Annotated in this window: 15 protein-coding genes and 1 pseudogene; 3 read left to right on the top strand and 13 right to left on the bottom strand. The window is 47.3% G+C overall.

Annotated features, from left to right (window positions below; translation table 11 throughout):
- Positions 1-409: 409 nt before the first annotated feature.
- From PTQ21_RS11145 to PTQ21_RS11125, 5 genes are all read right to left on the bottom strand, one after another.
- Positions 410-1,831, bottom strand: a complete 1,422-nt coding sequence (locus PTQ21_RS11145; RefSeq protein ID WP_274570480.1) for an arabinan endo-1,5-alpha-L-arabinosidase — start codon at positions 1,829-1,831, stop codon at positions 410-412.
- A 56-nt stretch (positions 1,832-1,887) separates the two neighbouring features.
- Complete coding sequence (locus PTQ21_RS11140; protein WP_063564576.1) at positions 1,888-2,730, bottom strand: carbohydrate ABC transporter permease; 843 nt, start codon at positions 2,728-2,730, stop codon at positions 1,888-1,890.
- A gap of 26 nt (positions 2,731-2,756) precedes the next feature.
- Positions 2,757-3,647, bottom strand: coding sequence for a carbohydrate ABC transporter permease (locus PTQ21_RS11135; RefSeq protein ID WP_062324023.1), 891 nt, complete (start codon positions 3,645-3,647; stop codon positions 2,757-2,759).
- A 243-nt stretch (positions 3,648-3,890) separates the two neighbouring features.
- Entirely contained in the window at positions 3,891-5,231 is a 1,341-nt protein-coding gene (locus PTQ21_RS11130) for an ABC transporter substrate-binding protein (protein WP_063564577.1), read from the bottom strand.
- A gap of 132 nt (positions 5,232-5,363) precedes the next feature.
- Positions 5,364-6,323 (bottom strand): arabinan endo-1,5-alpha-L-arabinosidase AbnA, encoded by a 960-nt coding sequence (locus tag PTQ21_RS11125; RefSeq protein ID WP_269053724.1) that lies wholly within the window; start codon positions 6,321-6,323, stop codon positions 5,364-5,366.
- A gap of 351 nt (positions 6,324-6,674) precedes the next feature.
- Here PTQ21_RS11125 and PTQ21_RS11120 point away from each other — a divergent pair, with 351 nt between their 5' ends.
- Positions 6,675-7,592 (top strand): ArsR/SmtB family transcription factor, encoded by a 918-nt coding sequence (locus PTQ21_RS11120; protein WP_063564578.1) that lies wholly within the window; start codon positions 6,675-6,677, stop codon positions 7,590-7,592.
- A gap of 222 nt (positions 7,593-7,814) precedes the next feature.
- Positions 7,815-8,342, top strand: a complete 528-nt coding sequence (locus tag PTQ21_RS11115) for an NAD(P)H-dependent oxidoreductase (protein WP_274569885.1) — start codon at positions 7,815-7,817, stop codon at positions 8,340-8,342.
- Between the two features lie 87 nt (positions 8,343-8,429).
- Here the strand turns inward: PTQ21_RS11115 and PTQ21_RS11110 are convergent, their stop codons facing one another.
- On the bottom strand, positions 8,430-8,789 hold the full coding sequence (locus PTQ21_RS11110) for a winged helix-turn-helix transcriptional regulator (RefSeq protein ID WP_063564580.1): 360 nt from the start codon (positions 8,787-8,789) through the stop codon (positions 8,430-8,432).
- A 42-nt stretch (positions 8,790-8,831) separates the two neighbouring features.
- Positions 8,832-8,936: pseudogene (locus tag PTQ21_RS11105) on the bottom strand (helix-turn-helix domain-containing protein); the annotation flags it as partial.
- A gap of 390 nt (positions 8,937-9,326) precedes the next feature.
- Between PTQ21_RS11105 and PTQ21_RS11100 the strand changes: the two are divergent.
- On the top strand, positions 9,327-11,627 hold the full coding sequence (locus PTQ21_RS11100) for a helix-turn-helix domain-containing protein (protein WP_274569884.1): 2,301 nt from the start codon (positions 9,327-9,329) through the stop codon (positions 11,625-11,627).
- 134 nt (positions 11,628-11,761) lie between these two features.
- Here PTQ21_RS11100 and PTQ21_RS11095 read toward each other — a convergent pair whose 3' ends face one another.
- From PTQ21_RS11095 to PTQ21_RS11070, 6 genes are all read right to left on the bottom strand, one after another.
- Positions 11,762-12,787, bottom strand: a complete 1,026-nt coding sequence (locus tag PTQ21_RS11095) for a glycoside hydrolase family 18 protein (RefSeq protein ID WP_274569883.1) — start codon at positions 12,785-12,787, stop codon at positions 11,762-11,764.
- 5 nt (positions 12,788-12,792) lie between these two features.
- Positions 12,793-15,426, bottom strand: a complete 2,634-nt coding sequence (locus PTQ21_RS11090) for a transglutaminase domain-containing protein (protein ID WP_274569882.1) — start codon at positions 15,424-15,426, stop codon at positions 12,793-12,795.
- Positions 15,427-15,433: 7 nt separating this feature from the next.
- Positions 15,434-16,456 carry a carbohydrate-binding family 9-like protein gene (locus tag PTQ21_RS11085; protein ID WP_072735207.1) on the bottom strand — a complete coding sequence of 341 codons (1,023 nt, stop codon included), beginning with the start codon at positions 16,454-16,456 and terminating at the stop codon, positions 15,434-15,436.
- Between the two features lie 63 nt (positions 16,457-16,519).
- Entirely contained in the window at positions 16,520-17,806 is a 1,287-nt protein-coding gene (locus tag PTQ21_RS11080) for an alpha-L-fucosidase (RefSeq protein ID WP_274569881.1), read from the bottom strand.
- Positions 17,807-17,839: 33 nt separating this feature from the next.
- The gene (locus PTQ21_RS11075; protein WP_064640230.1) at positions 17,840-19,435 is read right to left on the bottom strand and encodes an extracellular solute-binding protein; all 1,596 of its coding nucleotides are present in this window, start codon (positions 19,433-19,435) and stop codon (positions 17,840-17,842) included.
- A 42-nt stretch (positions 19,436-19,477) separates the two neighbouring features.
- Entirely contained in the window at positions 19,478-20,386 is a 909-nt protein-coding gene (locus PTQ21_RS11070) for a carbohydrate ABC transporter permease (RefSeq protein ID WP_063564587.1), read from the bottom strand.
- Between the last annotated feature and the right edge of the window lies 1 nt (position 20,387).

Here is a 20,387-nt window from a genome sequence, read left to right as displayed (position 1 = left end):
GTGTGGCTCTGTATCTATGGGGTCGCCCGCTTCGCTCAGGCGACTCTCCCCACTAAATGCATGGCTGGCCTTTTTTCTCGGGCCAGCTCTTGGTGCACCGCGGACGCTTCGGGGGTGGCAGGGCCTTGTCGCTCTCTTGTCCTCCGATTTCAACCGCTCTTAGCGGTTGAAATCGGATGCCAAAGACGCTCCTTCGGCTCCTTCCTCCCCCTACGCTGCTTGTGCACCTTAAAAGCAACAGCTTCGCTCTAACCACGCTCGCTGAACCAAATCCAACTCCGAGCCATCGGTGTGGCTCTGTATCTATGGGGTCGCGCTTCGCTCGGGCGACTCTCCCCACTAAATGCATGGCTGGCCGTATTTTCTCGGCCAGCTCCAATTCCAAACTTCGAGCCATATCTGCGGCTCTCTATTTCTCCGCTGCGCTAATCTGCTTGCCCCAGACAGCAATGCCGCGGTCGCTCAGGCCAGTAACCACAAGTGCAGGCTGGCTTCGCTCCCAGTCCCAGGACGGGAGCAGCTTCAGCTCTTCTGTGGAAGCTCCGCCCCACGGGCTTTCTTTCCACTCCAGCGTCAGTGTTTGTTTGCCGTCAAACGTCCATTTGCCTGAACCGTTTTCGCTTTTCAATTTGCCGTTGGCTTGCAAAGTGTAAGGCACTGCCTGCACCTGTCCGTCTACCGATGGATCAACAGCCAGGCCTTCCCACTCCCCGGCGATCATCGACTTCGGAATGTCCTGTGCGTACTCACCTGCATAACGTTCTGCTGACACAACAGGCCAGCCGTCCTTGGTCCACAGCATTTTACGTACATGCAGATACGGCCAGTTTTTATCCGTCTCGCCTCTCGCATGATGCACGATATAATAATCGTCGCCATCCTTAAGGACCGAGTTATGTCCTGGTGCAACCCAACCCTCACCTTCGGTGAAGCGATAGCCACCCAGAATTTTGGTTCCGACTTCGTATTGAGGCAGATGCTCTGTATCCAGCATGTTCATGCCATTTACATCCGTGTAGGGGCCTGTAATGGAATCAGCACGGGCTACACGCACGTTATAATCTTCGAATAAAGAATCATACGAGACGAATAAATAATACTTTTTGAACTCCGGGTTATACACAATATATGGCCCCTCCACCGCACCTTCTTCCGTAGCACGATCACGGGAGGCAATGCGTGTACCATACCCCTCTTCCTTGAACTTTCCGGTTTCCGGATCGAGAGGTGCAATATATATCCCGTCAAAAAAGGAACCGTAGACCATCCACGAATTGCCTTCGGCATCCAATACCGGATTGGCATCGATGGCATTTAACTTATCCTTTTCGTTCTCAGATGTTTTAACAACCAACCCTTCATCTGTCCAAGGACCCTCTGGGGACGAGGATGTCTGCAAACCAATAGCCGAACGCGTACTACCAAAAGACGAAGCCGAATAATACATCCGGTAGGTGTCACCAACCTGAATCACATCCGGTGCCCACAAATTTACTGCCCCAGTCCAATCGAGGGCTTCCTTCGGAATACCCGGCAAAGCCTGACCTACCCATGACCAGTTGATCAGATCATCCGATTTGCGTACCATGACGCCGGGTTTCGCTTCTCCTGCTACACGAACATCGGTCGAATAAACGTAATATCCCTGATCTGTTTTGATAATGGCCGGATCATGCGCATTGTTCACCGTCCAACGGGATTCGTCGTCCAGAATGGAGGTGTCATACAATTGGGTATCTTGGGGAGCCTCAGGAAAGACCGGCGGGGACACCGCTTCCCCTGCTCCTTCTCCAGAACAGCCTGTAGCCCCAACCAACAACAGCAGCAACATCGAAGCAACAACTCCTTTTCCTGAATTCGTCCACCCGCGGAATGTTCTCCGCAGATTCATCCTTTCACTCCAGAGATTGCTACCGATTCAATAATCTGTTTCTGGAAGATCAGGAAGATGATCAATACCGGCAACAGCGCAACAATGGACGCTGCCATAATCAGCGGGTAATCCGTCTGGATCGCATACGTGGCATTGAAGTTTGCTATAACGAGCTGCAAGGTCTGTTTTTCAGGTGAATTCAGATAAATAATTGGTGCTAGATAATCGTTCCAGATGCCCATGAACCAGAGAATCAGCTGAGCTGCAATCGCCGGTTTAATGAGCGGAAACGTAATGCTCGAGTACAGTCGGAAATAGGAGCTGCCATCAATTTTCGCTGCTTCAATAATGGCATCAGGCACACTAAGCAGGTATTGACGAAGGAAGAAGATCATGACGACGTTACCAAATAATCCTGGAACAATAAGTGGCAGCAGTGTGTCCACCCAGCCCAGCTTCGAGAACATGATGAATTGCGGAATCATGACTGTCGGATACGGAATCATCATCGATGCGAGCAAAGCTAGAAACAGTTTGTTTTTATGCGGAAATCTCAATTTGGCAAAAGCAAAGGCAGCGATACTTGACGTAAACGTCCCGACAACGGTAACACTGACCGCCACGATCAAGCTGTTTTTGACCCCGCTGAGTAACGGACCTGCTTCCCAAATTTCCTTATACTTTCCGAATTGGAACACTTCAGGTATCCACACGGGCGGAAGCGCGAACACATCCTGCTTCTCCTTCACGGAAGTGGACAACATCCAGATCAGTGGTGCAATCATCGCAATAGCACCAAGCGCCAAAACGATAAAAATGATAGAGTTTGTTAATTTCCTCTTTTGACTGTAAGACATCTCCGGTTCACTCCTTTCCTAGACCATTAATCCCCATCATAGGCTGATTTTTCGTTCATTTTGAATTGCACCAAGGTAATGACAAAAATGAAAATACCAAGAATCATGGCCATCGCAGAGGCATAACCCATTTGCAGGTTGCTGAATGCTTTCTGCCAGATGTAGAAGACAATGGATGCGGATGAATATTCAGGACCACCCGTAGGGGTCATAATGTTCATTTCGGTGAAGATTTGGGAACCACCAATAATGTTTGTAACAACGAGGAAAAAGGTAACCGGCTTCACCATTGGCCAGGTGATGTTGCGGAAGATCTGGAACCCGTTTGCTCCATCCAACTCAGCCGCTTCGTAATATGTACGTGATACACTTTGCAGTGCAGCCAGATACAATAACATCGTATAACCTAGACCTTTCCACACCGTCATAATAATCAGGGCCGGTTTAACTGTATCTTTGTTTGCGAGCCAGTTAGGGCCTTCAATACCGAATAGATCAAGGAATTGGTTCACTAATCCGTAATCCCCGTTGTACGCCCAGTTCCACATGATGGACACCGCTGCGAGGGAAGAAATGACCGGAATATAATAGATTACACGGAACGTCGTTGTGCCGGGGATTTTACGATTCAGACCCATCGCCAGCAGTAATGCGAGTAACAAACCAATCGGGATACCCAGCATCAAATAAAAGGTGTTGAACATCGCTTTGTAAAACAAATCATCCGTGAGCAAATCCTTAAAATTGGCTAAACCAATAAAGTTCATCTGTCCCAAGCCATCCCAATCCGTAAACGAACCGTACAAGGAATAAAGGAAAGGGAACAGAACAAAGATCAGCAAACCAAGAACCGGAGGCAAAATAAACAAATATCCGTACAGCCTCTCTTTGCGATACAAACTAGATTTTGTAATCACTGCGCTCACCCCTGTTTCTAATATCAGCATGTTGCATGAATCGATGGATGCCTGCTTGATCAATTCATGCAACATGCCCGTATGGAATCCAAAAATGATGCCAGCAGCGTTAATAGCAGGCTGCTGGCACCGGCTTTTTTTGAAAACGGAATCTACTACTCATCCATTTGGCGTAGGCTGATTCTCTCTAGAACCTATGTTTCAATCTTTCCAGCCACATTTTTTCAGCATTTTATAAATTGCTTATTTCTGAGATTTCTTCTCTTGTTCTACTGCTTTGTCTAACAGCTTTTGCATTTTCGGCTGCTGCTGTTTCACATAATCTGCGGCTGTAATTTTGCCATCTAATACCGGCTGAATGTCGGTGAAGAACAGGTCATACCATTCCGCATTGTACGTGTAGTTCCCTGGAAGAGAACGGCCATAATCTTCTACGATATCAATGAATTCCTGTTTATTGGCTGGTTTCGTTGAAGTATCTTTGGCCCATTCGTCAGCCATGTCGAGAAGATTCGGAATTTGCACTTTGGCATCAACCAACTGCTGCATGCCTTCTTTGGAAGCTGTGAGATAATTCACCAACTCTGCGGCTTCTTCTGGATGTTTCGTTTTGGCCGATACACCGATACCCAGTGAACCGATCCACGTTGCGGATTTACCCGTAGAGCCCGCAGGGAAAGGCAGCAAATCATATTCGAAAGGCAGTTTCTCGAATGTACTCATATCCCACGGACCTACTGGGAAGAAAGCCATTTCTCCTTTCATCCAGCGTTGGTACGTATCCAATGTTTGCGCTTCCTCAATAGAAGGCGTGATTTTGTATTTATTTTGCATGTCCGCAAAGAATTGCAGTGCTTCCGCGAATTTCGGATCATCAATGGTTACCTTTGTTTTGCTATCATCCAACCAGTCTGCACCATTGCTCCATACGAAGGACTGAAGCGCCCATTGTACGTTGAAGCCTGTACCAAATACGTCCGGTTTACCGTCTCCATTCGTATCCTTAGTCGCTTGTTGGTTGACCTTGATGAATTCTTCCCATGTGTAAGGCTTGTCCTTATCAGGGAATGGGATGCCCTCTTTTTCAAATAATGTCTTGTTATAACCGAGTGCAAACGGACCCAGATCTTTCGGCATTCCGTAGATATCGCCCTGACCTGCCATTTTGCCATCATAGCGATACAAGTCCAAACCATATTTCCAGATGTTATTCAGATCTACATCCGCATTATTTTCAACGTAAGGTGTCAGATTCATCAACACATTGCTGTTCACATAGGCTTTAATATCGCCAGGGTTAAAATAGAACACGTCCGGCAAACTGTTGCCTGTAATGGCAGCTCTCAATTTGGTTGCGTATTGATCCGCAGCTGTAACGATAATTTTAACTTTGACACCTGGATGCTCTTCTTCGAATTTCTTAACAACGGCTTGATATGCCTTCTGTTCATCCGTGCCGCCCCGGAACATAAATGTCAATTCCTTGTCCCCGCTTGAACCGCTGCTTCCTCCGCAACCCGCAAACACGAGTGCACTTACCAGCATTAGAAGCATAAGTGTGACTAAACTCTTTTTCTTTACCATCTGAACCCCTCCTGATCTGGATTTGTAACCGTATTCAATTAGGTGAAATAAGATTTCTGTTGTTAAATTTATCAAATCCAAATCACTTTAGTCAATACTTTATTAAAACATTTTATATTTATTTAAAACAAATTAGTACGTTGGCCATCCGCTGGAATCCCACAGCAAGTCGTTGATTAGTAATTTCGGATTGCCGTTATCGTCAGCATCGTAAGCGTGGCGCGCAATCACATTACCGTTATACACATCCTGACCACCCGGTCCTTTCCACTTGGCATTCCCCGAATCCAATATGGTTCCGCCGCCATTCAACATGTTCACACCGTTTTTGTCCACATACGGACCTGTAATACTCGTTGAACGTCCATAGACCATTTTGTACGTGCTATTCACGCCCTGGCAGCAGGAATCAATCGAGGCAAACAAGTAATAATAACCATTACGGTATACAATACTTGGTGCTTCGATGGCCCCGCCATTATTCGGACGCGCCGCAATGGAGGAGATGCTTCCAGTCGGTTTCATCGTGGTTTTGTCGAGCTTCACAATCTTCAGACCGCTCCAGAAAGAACCGAAAGCGAGCCACGGGTTGCCTGAAGCATCGATGACCAGATTCGGATCAATAGCGTTATAATCGTTGGCGGTTGTGGTTTGAAGCACTAACCCCTCATCCTTCCACTGGCCTGCTCCAATGCTGGTTGCAGACGCAAGCCCGATCGCCGATCTGTTGGAGCCAAAGGTAGAGATAGAGTAATAAAGCCACACTTTTCCGTTATACTGCTCAACGTCAGGTGCCCATACATCCAGACCACTCTGTCCCGGAACGGCAGAGGCCCACCAGGATGGCTTGCTCAGAAAAATCTGCGGAACGCGGTACCATGAGGACCCGTTATCCGATTTCAGTACCTGAATGCCAGCACCGGTTGAAAAGGTATACCATGAGCTGCCTTCTTTGATGATGGATGGATCGTGGACGGCAATATCTCCGGTCAGATTCCAAAATGCCGCGAATGCCCTGGACTGGCCCGCCAATAGCAAAACAAGTACAAGCAGTGCAGGTAATGCCCAACGTTTCTTCCTGAATCCTGTCATTCCTTTGAACTTTTCCAATTCGAATTCCACCTCTCCTGATCAAATAGTTAATTTGGTTCATGAAGTATTAAATCAATTTAGGTATACTAGGATTATAAAAGCGGTTACATTACATTTCAATGGTATATTTCAAATATATATGAAATGATTTAAGTTATTTTTTAAAGTAAATATTCAACATTTTATGAATAATACGCTCATTCATGCTATGTATACAAGGGATTCGGCTTTCTTTTCTCGCCCTTCCCTTCCATCCGGTAATCATTTATAATTATCTAAAACAAACCATATAAATGTGCAGAAGCCTGGATCAGAAGGGCTTTGTTCAGAACGTGGAAAGGAAAACCACCTATGATTTATATTAAAGATCTGATGTCTGGCGTTAATATTTTCAAGGCACTCAGTTCGGAAATCCGAATCCAGATTATTGAATTGCTTGCCAAGAACCAGAGTCTTAACCTCAATGATCTCGCAACCAAACTGGGGCTCAGCAATGGCGCCATTACAATGCATATTAAGAAATTGGAAGAAAGCGGCCTGATTGAGATCAATACTGCGGTTGGCAAACATGGGATCCAGAAGATTTGTTATCTCAATGAGGAAAAACTAATGGTAGACCTGCGTTCACAGGAGATTTTTAACCGATACGAGGTTGAAATTCAGGTAGGTCATTATAGCGATTATCAGGCAGCTCCTACATGTGGTCTCGCCACCCGAGACAGCATCGTCGGTGAGTTCGATGATCCGCGTTACTTTGCTGATCCGCTCCGTATTGATGCGGAGATGATTTGGCTGGCCGAAGGTTATCTGGAATATCGCATTCCCAACTACCTTAAGCCTAACCAGACGTTCAGCGAAATCCAGTTGTCCATGGAATTGGGTTCAGAAGCACCAGGTTTTTGCGATAACTACCCTTCGGATATTTATTTCTACGTCAACGGCATCGAGATTGGCTGTTGGACGAGTCCAGGAGATTTTGGCAATACCCGAGGTACGTTCAATCCAGACTGGTGGCCACCACATCTGAATCAATACGGGATGCTGAAGCTGATCCGCATCACCCAAGAGGGCAGCTATATTGATGGATGCCGCATCTCCGATGTTACTCTGGACCAGATTGGCCTGGATTACAAAAGCGATATCCACTTTCGAATCGCTGTAACGGACGGACCAGTGAACAAACGGGGATTGACGATCTTCGGTAAAAATTTCGGCAATTACGGCCAGAACCTGCTTGCGCGTGTACTCTATAATGTGCAAGAGGAATAGATCAACGAATAGACATTGTCATCATAAAACAAAGCATTAAAACAGCCGTCAGTTGAGAAACTGACGGCTATATTCATTTCTTTCACCCAATCTCGCCAAGATGTTCTTCAGGAAGGGTGCTTACCTTGAGGTAAGTACATGTACTAAAAGTGCGTACTTACATCTCGGCAATACTCCCTTTATACTCAAGAAACATTATAGCTTAGGGAGGAAGAATTCATTTTGAAAACACTTGTCATCGTAGCACATCCCAACCTGGAAACGTCGGTCATTAACAAACGATGGATAGAAGAACTCCAACAATATCCGGAAAAATATACGATACATGAACTATATAAAGTTTACCCTGATGGACGTATTGATGTGCAGCAAGAACAGCAGCTTATTGAAGCTCATGACCATCTGGTCCTGCAATTTCCGTTCTATTGGTTCAGCAGCCCACCCCTTCTTAAACAATGGCTGGATGAAGTTTTTACTTATGGCTGGGCTTACGGCTCCAAGGGCGACAAATTGCAGCAACGCAAAGTCGCCTTGGCCGTATCTGCCGGAATTAAAGAGGCGGATTACACGGAAGAGGGCAAATATCGCTATACCCTTGAACAACTGCTAACTCCTTTTGAGACGACCTTCTATTACTGCGATGCCGATTATCGACCATTCTTTGCCTTCTATGGTGCAGAACACGAGCCTGCGGCAAATGAATTGGAACAAAGCGCACAAAACTATTTACGTTTCATGGATAACCTATAATACTCACTCCAAGCAGATCAAAAAAGCAGTATCTCCGATTCAGGAAGATACTGCTTTTTTTAATTTTTTAATCTCACAACCTGATCGTTAGCCTTGCATTAACCCCGGGGCAGACACCATATTGGCTTCTCCCCAATCACACATCATATCTAACAGTGGCATTATTGATTGTCCTCGTTCCGACAATGAATATTCAACTTTGGGTGGAATTTGGGGATATTCTTTGCGTAGAATCAGATCATGTTCCTCCAGCTCCTTAAGCATGACGCTCAATGTTTTGTGAGAAATGGTACCAATGCTTCGCTTCAATTCATTATGTCGCATCACCTTGTTTTCAGACAGCCAATACAGAATAACCATTTTATATTTACCGTTTACCAAGGACAGCGTATATCCAAAGCCGGTATCTTTTAGAGCTACGCCAGTTGGAACACAGGTTTCTCTCATACTCACCCCTCCTTCTTTCGTTCATCACACCACAGCGGATTATTATAGAGATTGCCTGTACGTTTTGGGAGACATGCCATACGCCTTTGTGAACTGCCGGGTAAAATAATTGCTATCGTTAAACCCGCATTCATTAGAAAATTGGCTTTAAACTAATTCAAATAGGCGTTACTCAACAATTCGCCCTCCATAGTTCATGTTGGGATGAATGTCTATATCATGCTACTCCATGGCCGAAAAATCAAGGTTTGCTGATCCTTGGATCGATATAATTCCTCATGTACAGAAGCAAATGAACCTCTCATAAAAAAAGCCCTTCCATAGCTTTACACCTGTTATTCTCACCGAGTTCCTCTTCTTTCATGTGACTTTCTTCCTGTTTGCTCTGAAACTTAGAAAAGATTCATTGATTTATTGGAGAAGTTCTCCTAATATTTTTAGTAGGAACACCCAGCGGCTCGGCATCATGGTAATACTTCACTGTCTTTATGAGAGCGCTATCGCTGCAGCTCTAAAGAAAAACGGGAGGTTGCAGATATGAAATGGAATCACTTCAAGTCCAAGCTTCTGCTTAAGTACACACTATCCTATATCTCCATTTTCCTTATACCTCTTGTTATTTTAACTATTATTATTTATCACAATGCTGTGGACACGCTCCGTTCAGAGATTGAACAGACCAATGTCAATCAGTTGACCCAAGCAAAAACGGTCATTGATGACCGCATGAAGGAATTACAGGACATCGCATTTCGTATCGCCTATGATGAGCAGCTAACCCGTTATTGGACTCACCATCCCTACTATAGCCGGGAATCAATTGCTGCCTTGGTCAAATACAAAGCCACCAGTTCCATTATCGATGAGCTATTCCTGTTCTTCCGCGGAGATGATAGCATCTACTCGTCTCAGGGCTCTGAGAACCTAGATGTATTCACGGGCCGCTACAAATTTAATACATGGAACAAAACGGACATGATCCGGGATTTGAATAACGTTCAGTTCCCCACGATACGACCAGCCGAACAAGTCGTTCAAGGAACCAAAGTACCCAATTCCATGCTGGCCTACCTTGTACCGATTGCACCTAACAATACGCCCGCCCACGGGACTGTCATGTACCTGATTCACGAGTCCAATCTGACGGGATTGATTGATTCCATTCTCAGCGACTACCATGGTATGACTTATATTTTCGATAATTATGGGCAGGTGTTGGCCGCCAATTATAAGGGGGAGACCATTACCGAACAGGAAGTCAAAGCTCTGTTTGAACTTGAGCCGGGAACACACAGCCTCTCCTTAAATCAAGAACCACATTCGGTTGTATCCGTCAAATCAGACGCGGGCTGGACTTATGTAACCGCTATGCCAAGCAATCAATTTTTTAGCCGAATTGTCCATATTCGTACCTTTGTTGTTCTTGTTTTCTCCTTCATGGTGGTGATGGGCACCTTCCTCGCCATTTTGTTGGCCCGAAGACAATACCATCCGATTTCAGACTTGATGGAGTTCATTCGTTTAAAAAATAATCCTGAACCTTCCACAACCAGCAACGAGTTGGAATGGATCAAGAAAACGCTGCATGATTACAGCCAGCGCGTGGACCTTCAGGAGCCCTACGCTCGTAATCATATTCTGCTTATGTTACTGAAGCATGGTCATACCGGAGAGCTCCCTTCTGAGTTTACGGATAATCTCGGCATACGCTTTAACCGATCCCATTATTTTGTTATGACCTTGGGATTGGAAATGCACGATCTTCCCCGCGGAGATTATCCCGAACAGCGTACTGTTATGCAGCTGATCAACGATATGGAACTGCCGGAGTTGTCTGCTTATGCTTACGGCGTGGAGCTTCCACAGCCAGACCAAGTGGCCCTCATCGTCGGATTTGATGCCGAGGTCGGGCATGAATCCAGCTTGAATGCTCGTATGGAGTCTATTGTTGAATCACTACAATTGATGGTGGCAGAACACGTCGGACTCGCTCCCGCGATCGGGATCGGTAACAGCTATAGTTCTCCATTGCAGCTGAACCAATCCTACATCGAGGCATCAACCGCGCTGGAAGCATCCATGCTGCACGGACAGGGCAGCACTACCTTCTTTAACGCCCTTTCCGGTTCCGGTGCACAGGATTCTTCCTTCTGGGTACCTAAGGATGTGCTGCTGAAGCTGGTTCAAAGCTTAAAACAGGGCAGTTACGATGTGGCAGTTCAGATGGTATCAACTGCGTTGAATACCCTGAAATCCGAAATGCCGTCTGTACCATTGCTGCGCTGCATCTGCTTCGATATTCTGAATACGATGCTCAAAACGGCCTCGGAACTTGGCATTCATCACGTGGTTAATCAACTTCCAAGGATCACTTCCTACGACTCGTTAGAGGATTTGGAGAAAAAATTGACAGGACTTGCCGCCGAAATCTGCGCTCATGTCGAGGCGAAGAGCGAGACGGAAGAAAGCTCCCTTATGGATGAAATCGTTGCTTATATTGATGCCAATTACTCCGATTATGACCTCAGCCTGGGTACGATTTCATCGAAATTCACGATCTCTTCATCGTATTTCAGCCGTTCCTTCAAAGAGAAGATCGGCATGAACTTTACCCAATATATCTGGCAGAAACGGATGGATGAGGTTATCCGACTGCTGCTGCATACGACCGACCCGTTAAAAGATATTATCACTCGCGTCGGTTATCTGGACACACCGAACTTCATCCGTAAATTCAAGAAAGAGACGGGTTATACCCCAGGGCAGTACCGCAAAATGCACCGTCCCAATGACTCCTCCGATTCCCCGGAAGATGACGACGAAGAATGTCTTGGATAATGGATGGATTCGTAAAATAAATAGAAACCTCCCAGAACCTTTTGGTTAGGGGAGGTTTTTGTATGTTTTTGGCTCATATAGGCAAGCCGATCCTTGCAACCAACTCTCTTCTTCTATTTCCCTACCGGAACATCTTAAAGCCCTTGATGTATTGCACCCAGCAGACGATGGGTCGGATCACAACCGTATTCCCAGAACATAATGCCGGCCAGGCCCTGATCCTTCACGTAATCGCATTTGCACTGAATCGATTCTTCATCATCATAAGATATTAGGCTCGACCCATTAAAGAGAAACGGTGCACAGGCTTCCTCATCCCAATAACGGACGTAACCATTCTTGTTGATGTACTTCGCTTCCAGTTCGGCAAATGCCGGACCATAGCCGCCTGTGCTACCAGCCATTTGGTGAAGACCGTGGTTTCGGTTAGGAACCTCAGTCCAGATCCGTGAGTAGAACGCAGCGCCGATAACGATCTTCTCCTTCGGAACGCCAGCACGGATGAACAGGTTCACGGAAGCATCAGTACTAATTCGGAACAGATCTCCGGTTGGCGTATACAGATTCGTATGATGTCCGGTCAGAACCTGAAAACCGCCGCGCATATCATAGGTCATCAACTGCACAAAGTCCAGGTACTGCTGCACCTCAGCCATCTCTGTACCGTCGACGTAGTATTGATCAGCCCCTGCCGCAATGGTGAGCAGATAATGACGGCCATCCTCGGAGCCCTTGGCATCCAGTGTTTCCCGGATCGTCTTGAGAAGTAAGGTGAAATTCCTTTTGTCATCACGACTGGATGCGATACCGGCTTCACCGTAAGAAGGATACTCCCAGTCCAAATCGATCCCGTCAAAAGGGTACTCCTCCAGCACCCTAACCGCTGATGCGGCCATGCTGTCCCTCCCCGCTTGGGTTGAGGCGGCTTCAGAGAAACCACCAGCGCTCCATCCGCCAACGGACAGCAGCACCGTTAGATTCGGATGCTTCCGCTTAATATTACGGATAACCTCTCCGTTTTTTAAATGCTCGGTGGTGATTTCATCATTCTTGACATGTCCAAAGGCTACATTCAGATGGGTCAACTTCAACAGATCCTCATCCGTCATGTCGGGAAGAACAGAATCGACGACATAACCAGCAGCAATATATTTCGTCATCCTCTTCACTCCGATCCATTCAATGATTGAAATATCGCAGCAGCAATCTGCAGAGCTTCCTTGCCTGTACCGATCTTGTACCCAGAGGCCGAGTATCGGATTTGATCCTGATTATCCAGCACGAACAGATGCGGATAGCCCGCTTCGTGAGCGGCAGGTTTCGAGATGAAACCGGACAAGGACGCATAGCTGGAATCCCGTACAAAAATCGTACGTATCGGCAGCTTCGGATAAGCCCCAGAGTCAAAGGAGGTGCTCCATTCTGTATCTCCGATCACCAGCACGATCGGCACGCCCAGTTTATCCAACGGCTCAGCCAGCTCACACAGCTCACGAATCAGATGTTTGGTCGGTTCCCGTTCTGGTTCAATCCAAGCAGCAATGGCCCCCTCAGCTCCCAAAAGATCCTTCAGTACCACCTCTGAACCATCCAGACGAGTCAACTCATTGCCGGTTGCCAGTTTGCCCAGCACAGGGATGTCTACCACTGTCTCGCGATAAGTCAGTACTACCTCTGTGGTGTCTCCGGCGCGAACGGTGCAGTAAATGAAGCGGACTCTTACCGTTCCATCTTTCAGACGAATACCGGTCGTTAAGCGATAAGCTCCCGGTTCAACCTCAAATGGATCACTATAGATATCGGTGTGACCATATGGATAAATCAGCGTTTTGTACACGCCATCCTCCAGACGGGCCAACGAGAAATTCTCCGCATAGGATGCTGACGGCACATCCTCTCGAGCCTCTGAATCCTTGAGAAGTTGCAGCATTCCCCAGCTTGAGCTCTCCTGATTTCGAGAAGAAGTTAGACTGAACACCGCATCCTCCCAGCCTTTGTCACTAAGATACTGCGGTTTCTGCTCGCTCGGATGCAATCGGGCCGGAATGCCCAAACTGCGACACACCGCGACAAACAGAAAATCGAGCGACTGTGGATCTCCTTTCATCAGGCTGTAAGTACCTACAGGGTTTCCCTTACCTTTCAGGTTAGGGAGATCCTCATAATACGAATAGCTCTGTTCCAGCTTGCATACAAGCTTCGAAGGATCTTCCCTGAACGCCGCTGCTTCTTCCTCGGAATAAGCATTCTGGAATACGGATCGATAAGGCACCATCATTTCATAGGAGACTCTTGGGCACAGGATGTACTTCACAAACGTCTCTTCTGCCCATTGTCCACGCTGCGAGAGTGAACCTATAAGATGATCGTCCAGTGTCGGCCGAAAAGTGTCGATCAAATCTTTTTCGTTCATCGACTCCAGCAACTGTAGTGGCCACTCGCCAAATTCACCGGAACGCCCCTCTAGGAAAGCAGCGATTTCGCGGCTGTTGCCCCGTGCCTTCTGTAGAATATCCCGTACGCGCTCCGGAGGCAGTCCAGTTGTATGAGCCAATGCAAATGCATCTTCCTCACTCAGGAATGTATCCTCATATCCACTCCGAATCTTCGTACCTTCTTCCAGGCGGCGGTTGTGATTCAGGATCTTCTCTTCTGGTAACGAAGCCACTACCTCTCCCTCCCCTTCCGGAGGAGGAACCATATCAAAATCCAAGATCCCTGATGGCTGCTCTAACGAATTCAACACGAGCTCAACATGAGCGACTTCCTGAGCTTTGAATAGAATTTCACCCCACTTGCCACCACTAACCGCACGAATCACTAGGTCGCCATGACCTGTCTTAAAGGAAGCTTCTCCTTGTGCGTCCGTCTTGATTTCGGCGATCGGATAAAATTCAGCACTATTGTATACCTCAAAGCGGACACTCGCTTCAAACACGGGCGCACCCTGCTCATTTATCACCTTCACGCAGATGGTATGCGCTGGCGCATAGTTCTCCAGTAAATTGATCTCCGTATATCCCTTCTCGGAGAGTGTTATATCCTCCGGTCCCGGATAGTCGGCAAATATTCTCGTATTAATCAGCATGGCCCTGCGGGCTGGTGGACTGAACCATCCTTGATTCAATCCGGCTTCCGGTTCGCATGCCCCAATGTAATACCATTGGCCGTCCGCCCAGGCTTCTACCCAAGCATGATTGCTGTCACAGTGAGCCCAGCGTGGTGTGTAGACCTGACGGGCAGGTATGCCGATGCTACGAAGAGCGGCTACCGCCAGCGTGGATTCTTCTCCACAGCGGCCGCGGGCATTTCGAATCATCGTCAGTGGCGATATCGTTCGCAGATCACTGCCAATATAAGTCGCTTTTTCATGACACCAGTAATTGGTCTCCAAAATGGCATCCGCCATGGATAACTTCGCTGTCCGGTCGGCCAACTCGTCAAAGATAATGCCACGGAAATCTTCAATATTCTCTGTATTGATTCGATAGGGAAGCACAAAATGCAGAAACAGATGATCTGGTACGCGCTCCCCCCAAGGCACACGCTTGCGAATGTCCAGTGCCCGACGCACATGACTGAGGAACAGTTCCCCATCATAATCAGCCAGGTCGTTCACTGGCATGTAGGCATACACATATTTCAAAGCCCATGCCTCTTCTTCAGTTAATGGCTGCTGAAACACATGAAACAGTTTATCTTTGCAGGTATCTGCAAAGTTTAACTTCTCCTGGAACTTCTGCTCGATCCGCTCCAAGGACTGTGCATCCATTGAGAACACCAAGGTTTGGCTGGTCATCGCTAGCTCACTCCTTCCACAGCTTTCCGTCTTCCCGAATACAGATTAAGGTAGTGCCATCCGAGGAAGGCGTACTAATCTGGAATAGGCTACGGGTCGTTTCAATTACAGGCTGGCAAATCAACGATTCCTCACCCATAAGTAACTTCACATCTTGTGTAAATTCACCATGGGCTTCAAAATAATTGCGTTCACGGTAATAGAGTCTGCGAAGCTCCCATTTAATTCGTTCATCTTCTGGCAGCTCAAAGGGCTGATGCGTTCCGTCATCCGAAAATACGACATATCCCCATAGCTCCGGATAATGCATGTTGATAATACCCATGGGCGACCAGACCCAGTTGTCCTCCGGATAAGGTTTGCCTGTATCCGGATTCAGCACTTTGCGGTACTCACCATCCTGCACCTCAGTCTGCCATTCCACCCGTGAGAAGTTGACACGCCAGAACTCACCCGGTGCTGGCGGACGGTTACCTTCGGCACATTCCTTTAGGCTGGTCCAGGGAATCGCGACCTCGACGCTCCATTTTCGGTTATCGGCGCCAGGTGTGTTCAGCTCCCCATCGATATGTACGGCTGTCTTAAGACCGCTGATATCCCAACCGTTGACCGGAGGTCCACCATCCCGATATGGCTTCACCAATAACAGGTCCCATACTGTATTCAGCGCATTGATCTCGAACTCATAATATTGATGGGTATCCCCGTCGGGATCGATAAAAATCTCAAAATCATTGTCATAGAAAATAACAGAATCCCGCTCGGTCAACGTAGCCCATATCTGATCTTCAATAAGTTCGGCAGCAAAGTAGAAATAGTCGTCATCCCACAGCATTTTTACCCGAGTCTGTTTTCCGGGTTTCGGACGAAGATCCCCTTCGATATCAACGAAATCCTCCGTCCAATCGGCCGCACCCCAGAACGCCTTATCTACGCAGCCGTCCAGCATCAGCGGTTCCTGCGCACGCTTGCATATATAATGTTTGGGAGCATACTCAATCTTCGGCTCAGGTACTCCACTTTGGTTCATATCGCTCTCTCTCCGCTTCATGAGGGAAGGCATGCATCTATAGGTGCATGCCCTCCCGTAATGTTAGTTATGAGTAACAACTGCCCCTGAACCGCCGTACATTTCCAGTTCCTCGTCGAATTCGAGCTTAAGAACCGTCACCTGCTCATGTGTATCCTCCGGAGTCATTTTGATCCACGTTGTCCCCGGGATATTGAACCAAGGCACGCCCCCATGAATCTCATGGTTAAGTTCTTTGCCCGAATGCAGCACAGTAATCTTCTTGATCTTATTGCATAATCCCTTGATGCATACATTCTCTTTTGGATCGTCATAAACAAACAGGTACAATGTCTTTCTGTCCTCGGATACGGTGCTTCCCCCCATATAATAGCGAGGCATAATACCTTCACCCGTTCCGAAGACGGCCTCTTCATGGGTTCGGATCCATTCTCCCAGCCCAAGCAGAATATCCTCCTGCCTCTTATCAATGGTGCCATCCTCGCGCGGACCGATATCCAGCAGCATATTGCCCCCCATTGAAATACAATCACAGAACATCCGAATGATCTGATTTAACGATTTGTATTTATGGTCTGTTGGCACATAGCCCCATGATGTGTTGATCGTGGTGCAGAACTCCCATGGTCCCTCTGGTCTTGTAATCGGAATACCTTGCTCTGGCGTTTTATAATCCCCATATCCTTGAAGGCGGGAGTTGATGATGACATCCGGGTTAAAAGATTGCAGGTAATGCTTGAACTCCGGCAGATTCCACTGCTCGGCGCTTCGCTCCCAGTCCCCATCGAACCACAGCAGATCCACCTTTCCGTAATTCGTCATGATCTCTTGCAGCTGTTGGTTATTGAACTCAAGGAATTTCTCCCATTTCTCCTGATCCTGAACACCATCTACAGGACTTGAATGCCGATTGACATTGCTGAGATCCTCTGGTACCTTTCCACCTTCAAACACGCTAGGATAATCCGGGTGCGACCAATCAATCAGCGAAAAGTACATCCCTAGATGTATGCCTTTCTCCCGAATTGCTTCCGCATATTCCCTCACGAGATCCCGATTCGCTGGTGTCTGCTTAACGACATTGAGGTCACTATACTGCGTATCCCACAGAGCAACACCATCATGATGCTTCGTTGTCAGCACGGCGTATCGGGCTCCGGATTTCTCAATCAAGTCTGCCCACTTCTCCGCATTAAACTTCGATGCCGTAAAGCCGTCCAGCTGCTTCATGTACTCTTCGTAAGAGATCCTTCCATTATAGAAGGACCACGATTCCGAAACCCCGTCCACAGCATAGATGCCATAGTGGATGAATATTCCCAGCTTGGCCTCTTCAAACCATTTCTGCATCCTTGTTCACACCTCTTTCTGGAGTCCTTGTTCTTATTGGCCTGTGTTCCAGCGATCGTAGGCCCCTTGATACAGTTCAACGATACGGTCGCTGCCCATTTTTTTGATCTGCGCAATATACTTATCCCAGTTCTCAAGCGGCTCTTGGCCTGTTACGAACTTCGCTTCCATCTGCTTGACGTACGTATCCAGATCAGATAATAAAGCGGTCGCTTCGCTTTGCTCTTCATTTGTTAAATAAACGTTAGGGAATGGTGATTTTCCGATAGGCACCAACTTCTCTTGATTCTGCTGGTCAAGCCATTCATCAAATTCGGTGCGAAGACCTTTCGCTATATCCGGATCATTAATACCCGGTGTCAAAATGCCATAGTTCGGCGTGATTTTACCGCGATATTCCTCACGATCCCCGCCGCCAGGAACAGGCAGCCACTCTTTTACGAGATTTTCCTTGTCTTTGAATTTCCACAGCAGACCTTCAGGACCTTGATTGAACAGGGTCGCCCCATCATAGCTGTACATATAATCGATCCAACGCATAGTTGCCTCAGGGGACGGGTTGCTGCTAGTAATAGCAAAGGTACCACGTGCCGATATGCCTGGGTGTTTACCGTATACAGGTGAGTCTGCGATCTCACTCTTCACCGGTGTCATCAGCGGATGTTTTGTGCTAGGCTCGCCGCCGAGTGTGAAGTATGGATGGTAGTCATTGAACAGCGCAAGCTTGTTGCTTTCGCCTTTTGCTTTTTTCTGATCGCCGGTTTGGGAGAAGGTCTCATGATCCAGCAAATCTTCTTTCCACAAGCGGTTCATGAACGTCAGATAACCTTTGTAGCCTTCTTCTTGGTAAGGATAGTGAACTTTTCCGTCCTTATCCGCATAGATTCCTTCGTTGTACATTCCCCAGAATCCGAAGAAGTACATACGGAGATCATCCAGTTTTACAGAAGTAAGCGGAATTTCATCTTGTTGTCCGTTGCCGTTAGGGTCTTCTTCCTTAACACGCTTCAGGTACGTATATAATTCTTCCGTAGTCTTAGGTTCCTCTACATTAAGTGCTTTTAGGAATTCCCCGTTATACCACATCGGGCCTCTGTACCATACGGCAGCCGTATCAATAAATGGCAGTGCATACATATGTCCGTCAGGCGTTGTAAATGATTTGCGAACATCCGGGTTTTCGTCGAGAATCTTCTTAATATTGGGGGCGTAGCCCTCATCAATGTATTTTTCCAGTGGGATCAGAATGCCTTGAGTTCCATAAGTAACCTGCTCAGCTGGCTTGAGATCCGCAGCATAGAACATATCCGGTAAATCGCCGCTTGCGAATACCAGGTTCTTCTTTGTTTCAAAGCTGTCGATCGGCGAAAGCTGGTACTCCAGCTTGATGCCTGACAATTTCTCCATCTCTTGCAGGACTGGCATCGTGTTCCAGTCGGCAACGCCCGCATCCTGGGACATGACCTTTAACGTAAGTGGTTTGTCCACAATCGGGAATCCTTCTTTTTTGACCCCTTCGACATTTGAAGTCGCAGAACCTCCATCTTCATTGGAACCACAAGCTGCAAGCAATGCTGCGGATAGGGTAAGGCAGAGTACAATGGATGAAGCCTTGCGAAGCTTTTTCATGACGACAACTCCCCTTTTTTTAGTGTGGATTATGGTTTAAGATCATCCCTTGACGGAACCGATCATAACACCCTGTACAAAGTAACGCTGAAGGAATGGATAAATCGCAATCACAGGTAAGGTTGAAACAATAATGACGGCATATTTGACCAACGCAGCAATTTCCGCTTTGGAATTCATCGCCGTTGCTGAAGAGGTATCGATAGCTCCACCGCCCTGTGCTGCCATCTCCTGAAGTACCAGGATTTGGCGAAGAAAGAGCTGCAGCGGATACTTCGAGGAATCATTTAAATAGATCATGGCACTGAAATAGCTGTTCCAGTGTCCGACTCCGTAGAAGAGCGCCATCACGGCAATGATCGGCATGGAGAGCGGAAGCACAATTCGGATGAACAACCGGGTGTTGGTACACCCGTCGATATGGGCCGCCTCCTGCAGCTCCTTGGGAATGGTCGATTGGAAAAACGTACGGCATACGATAATATTCCAGATAGATGCAGCTCCTGGCAGAATAAGAGCCCACATGCTGTTCACCATACCAAGATCCTTAATCAGCAGGTAGCTCGGGACAAGCCCTCCGCTGAAAAACATCGTTACCATAAACATCGCCATGAAGAATCCGCGTCCCACAAAATCAGAGCGACTGAGCGCGTAGGCTGCCGGAAGAGTGACCATCAGGTTGACGAGTGTACCTACGACGGTATAGATGATCGTATTTTTGTACCCAATCCAGATGTTGGTGTTCTCAAATACGCGAGCATACCCTTCAAACGTAATTCCTTTGGGTAGCAGCCACATCTCACCGGAGCTTACAAATTTGGGATCGCTGATTGAGGCGCTAATGATGTATAACAGCGGGTAAAGCACAATGACGAGCGCTATCGTCAGATAGATGTAGTTGCACCATAAGAACACTTTATCGCTTCTGCTTTCCTTAACCGCGGTTGACATG

Origin of the sequence: Paenibacillus marchantiae (assembly GCF_028771845.1) — a bacterium.
Taxonomy (GTDB): Bacteria; Bacillota; Bacilli; order Paenibacillales; family Paenibacillaceae; genus Paenibacillus; species Paenibacillus marchantiae.
Note: the sequence above shows the minus strand (reverse complement) of the source record. Positions and strands in the feature narration are given on the sequence as shown.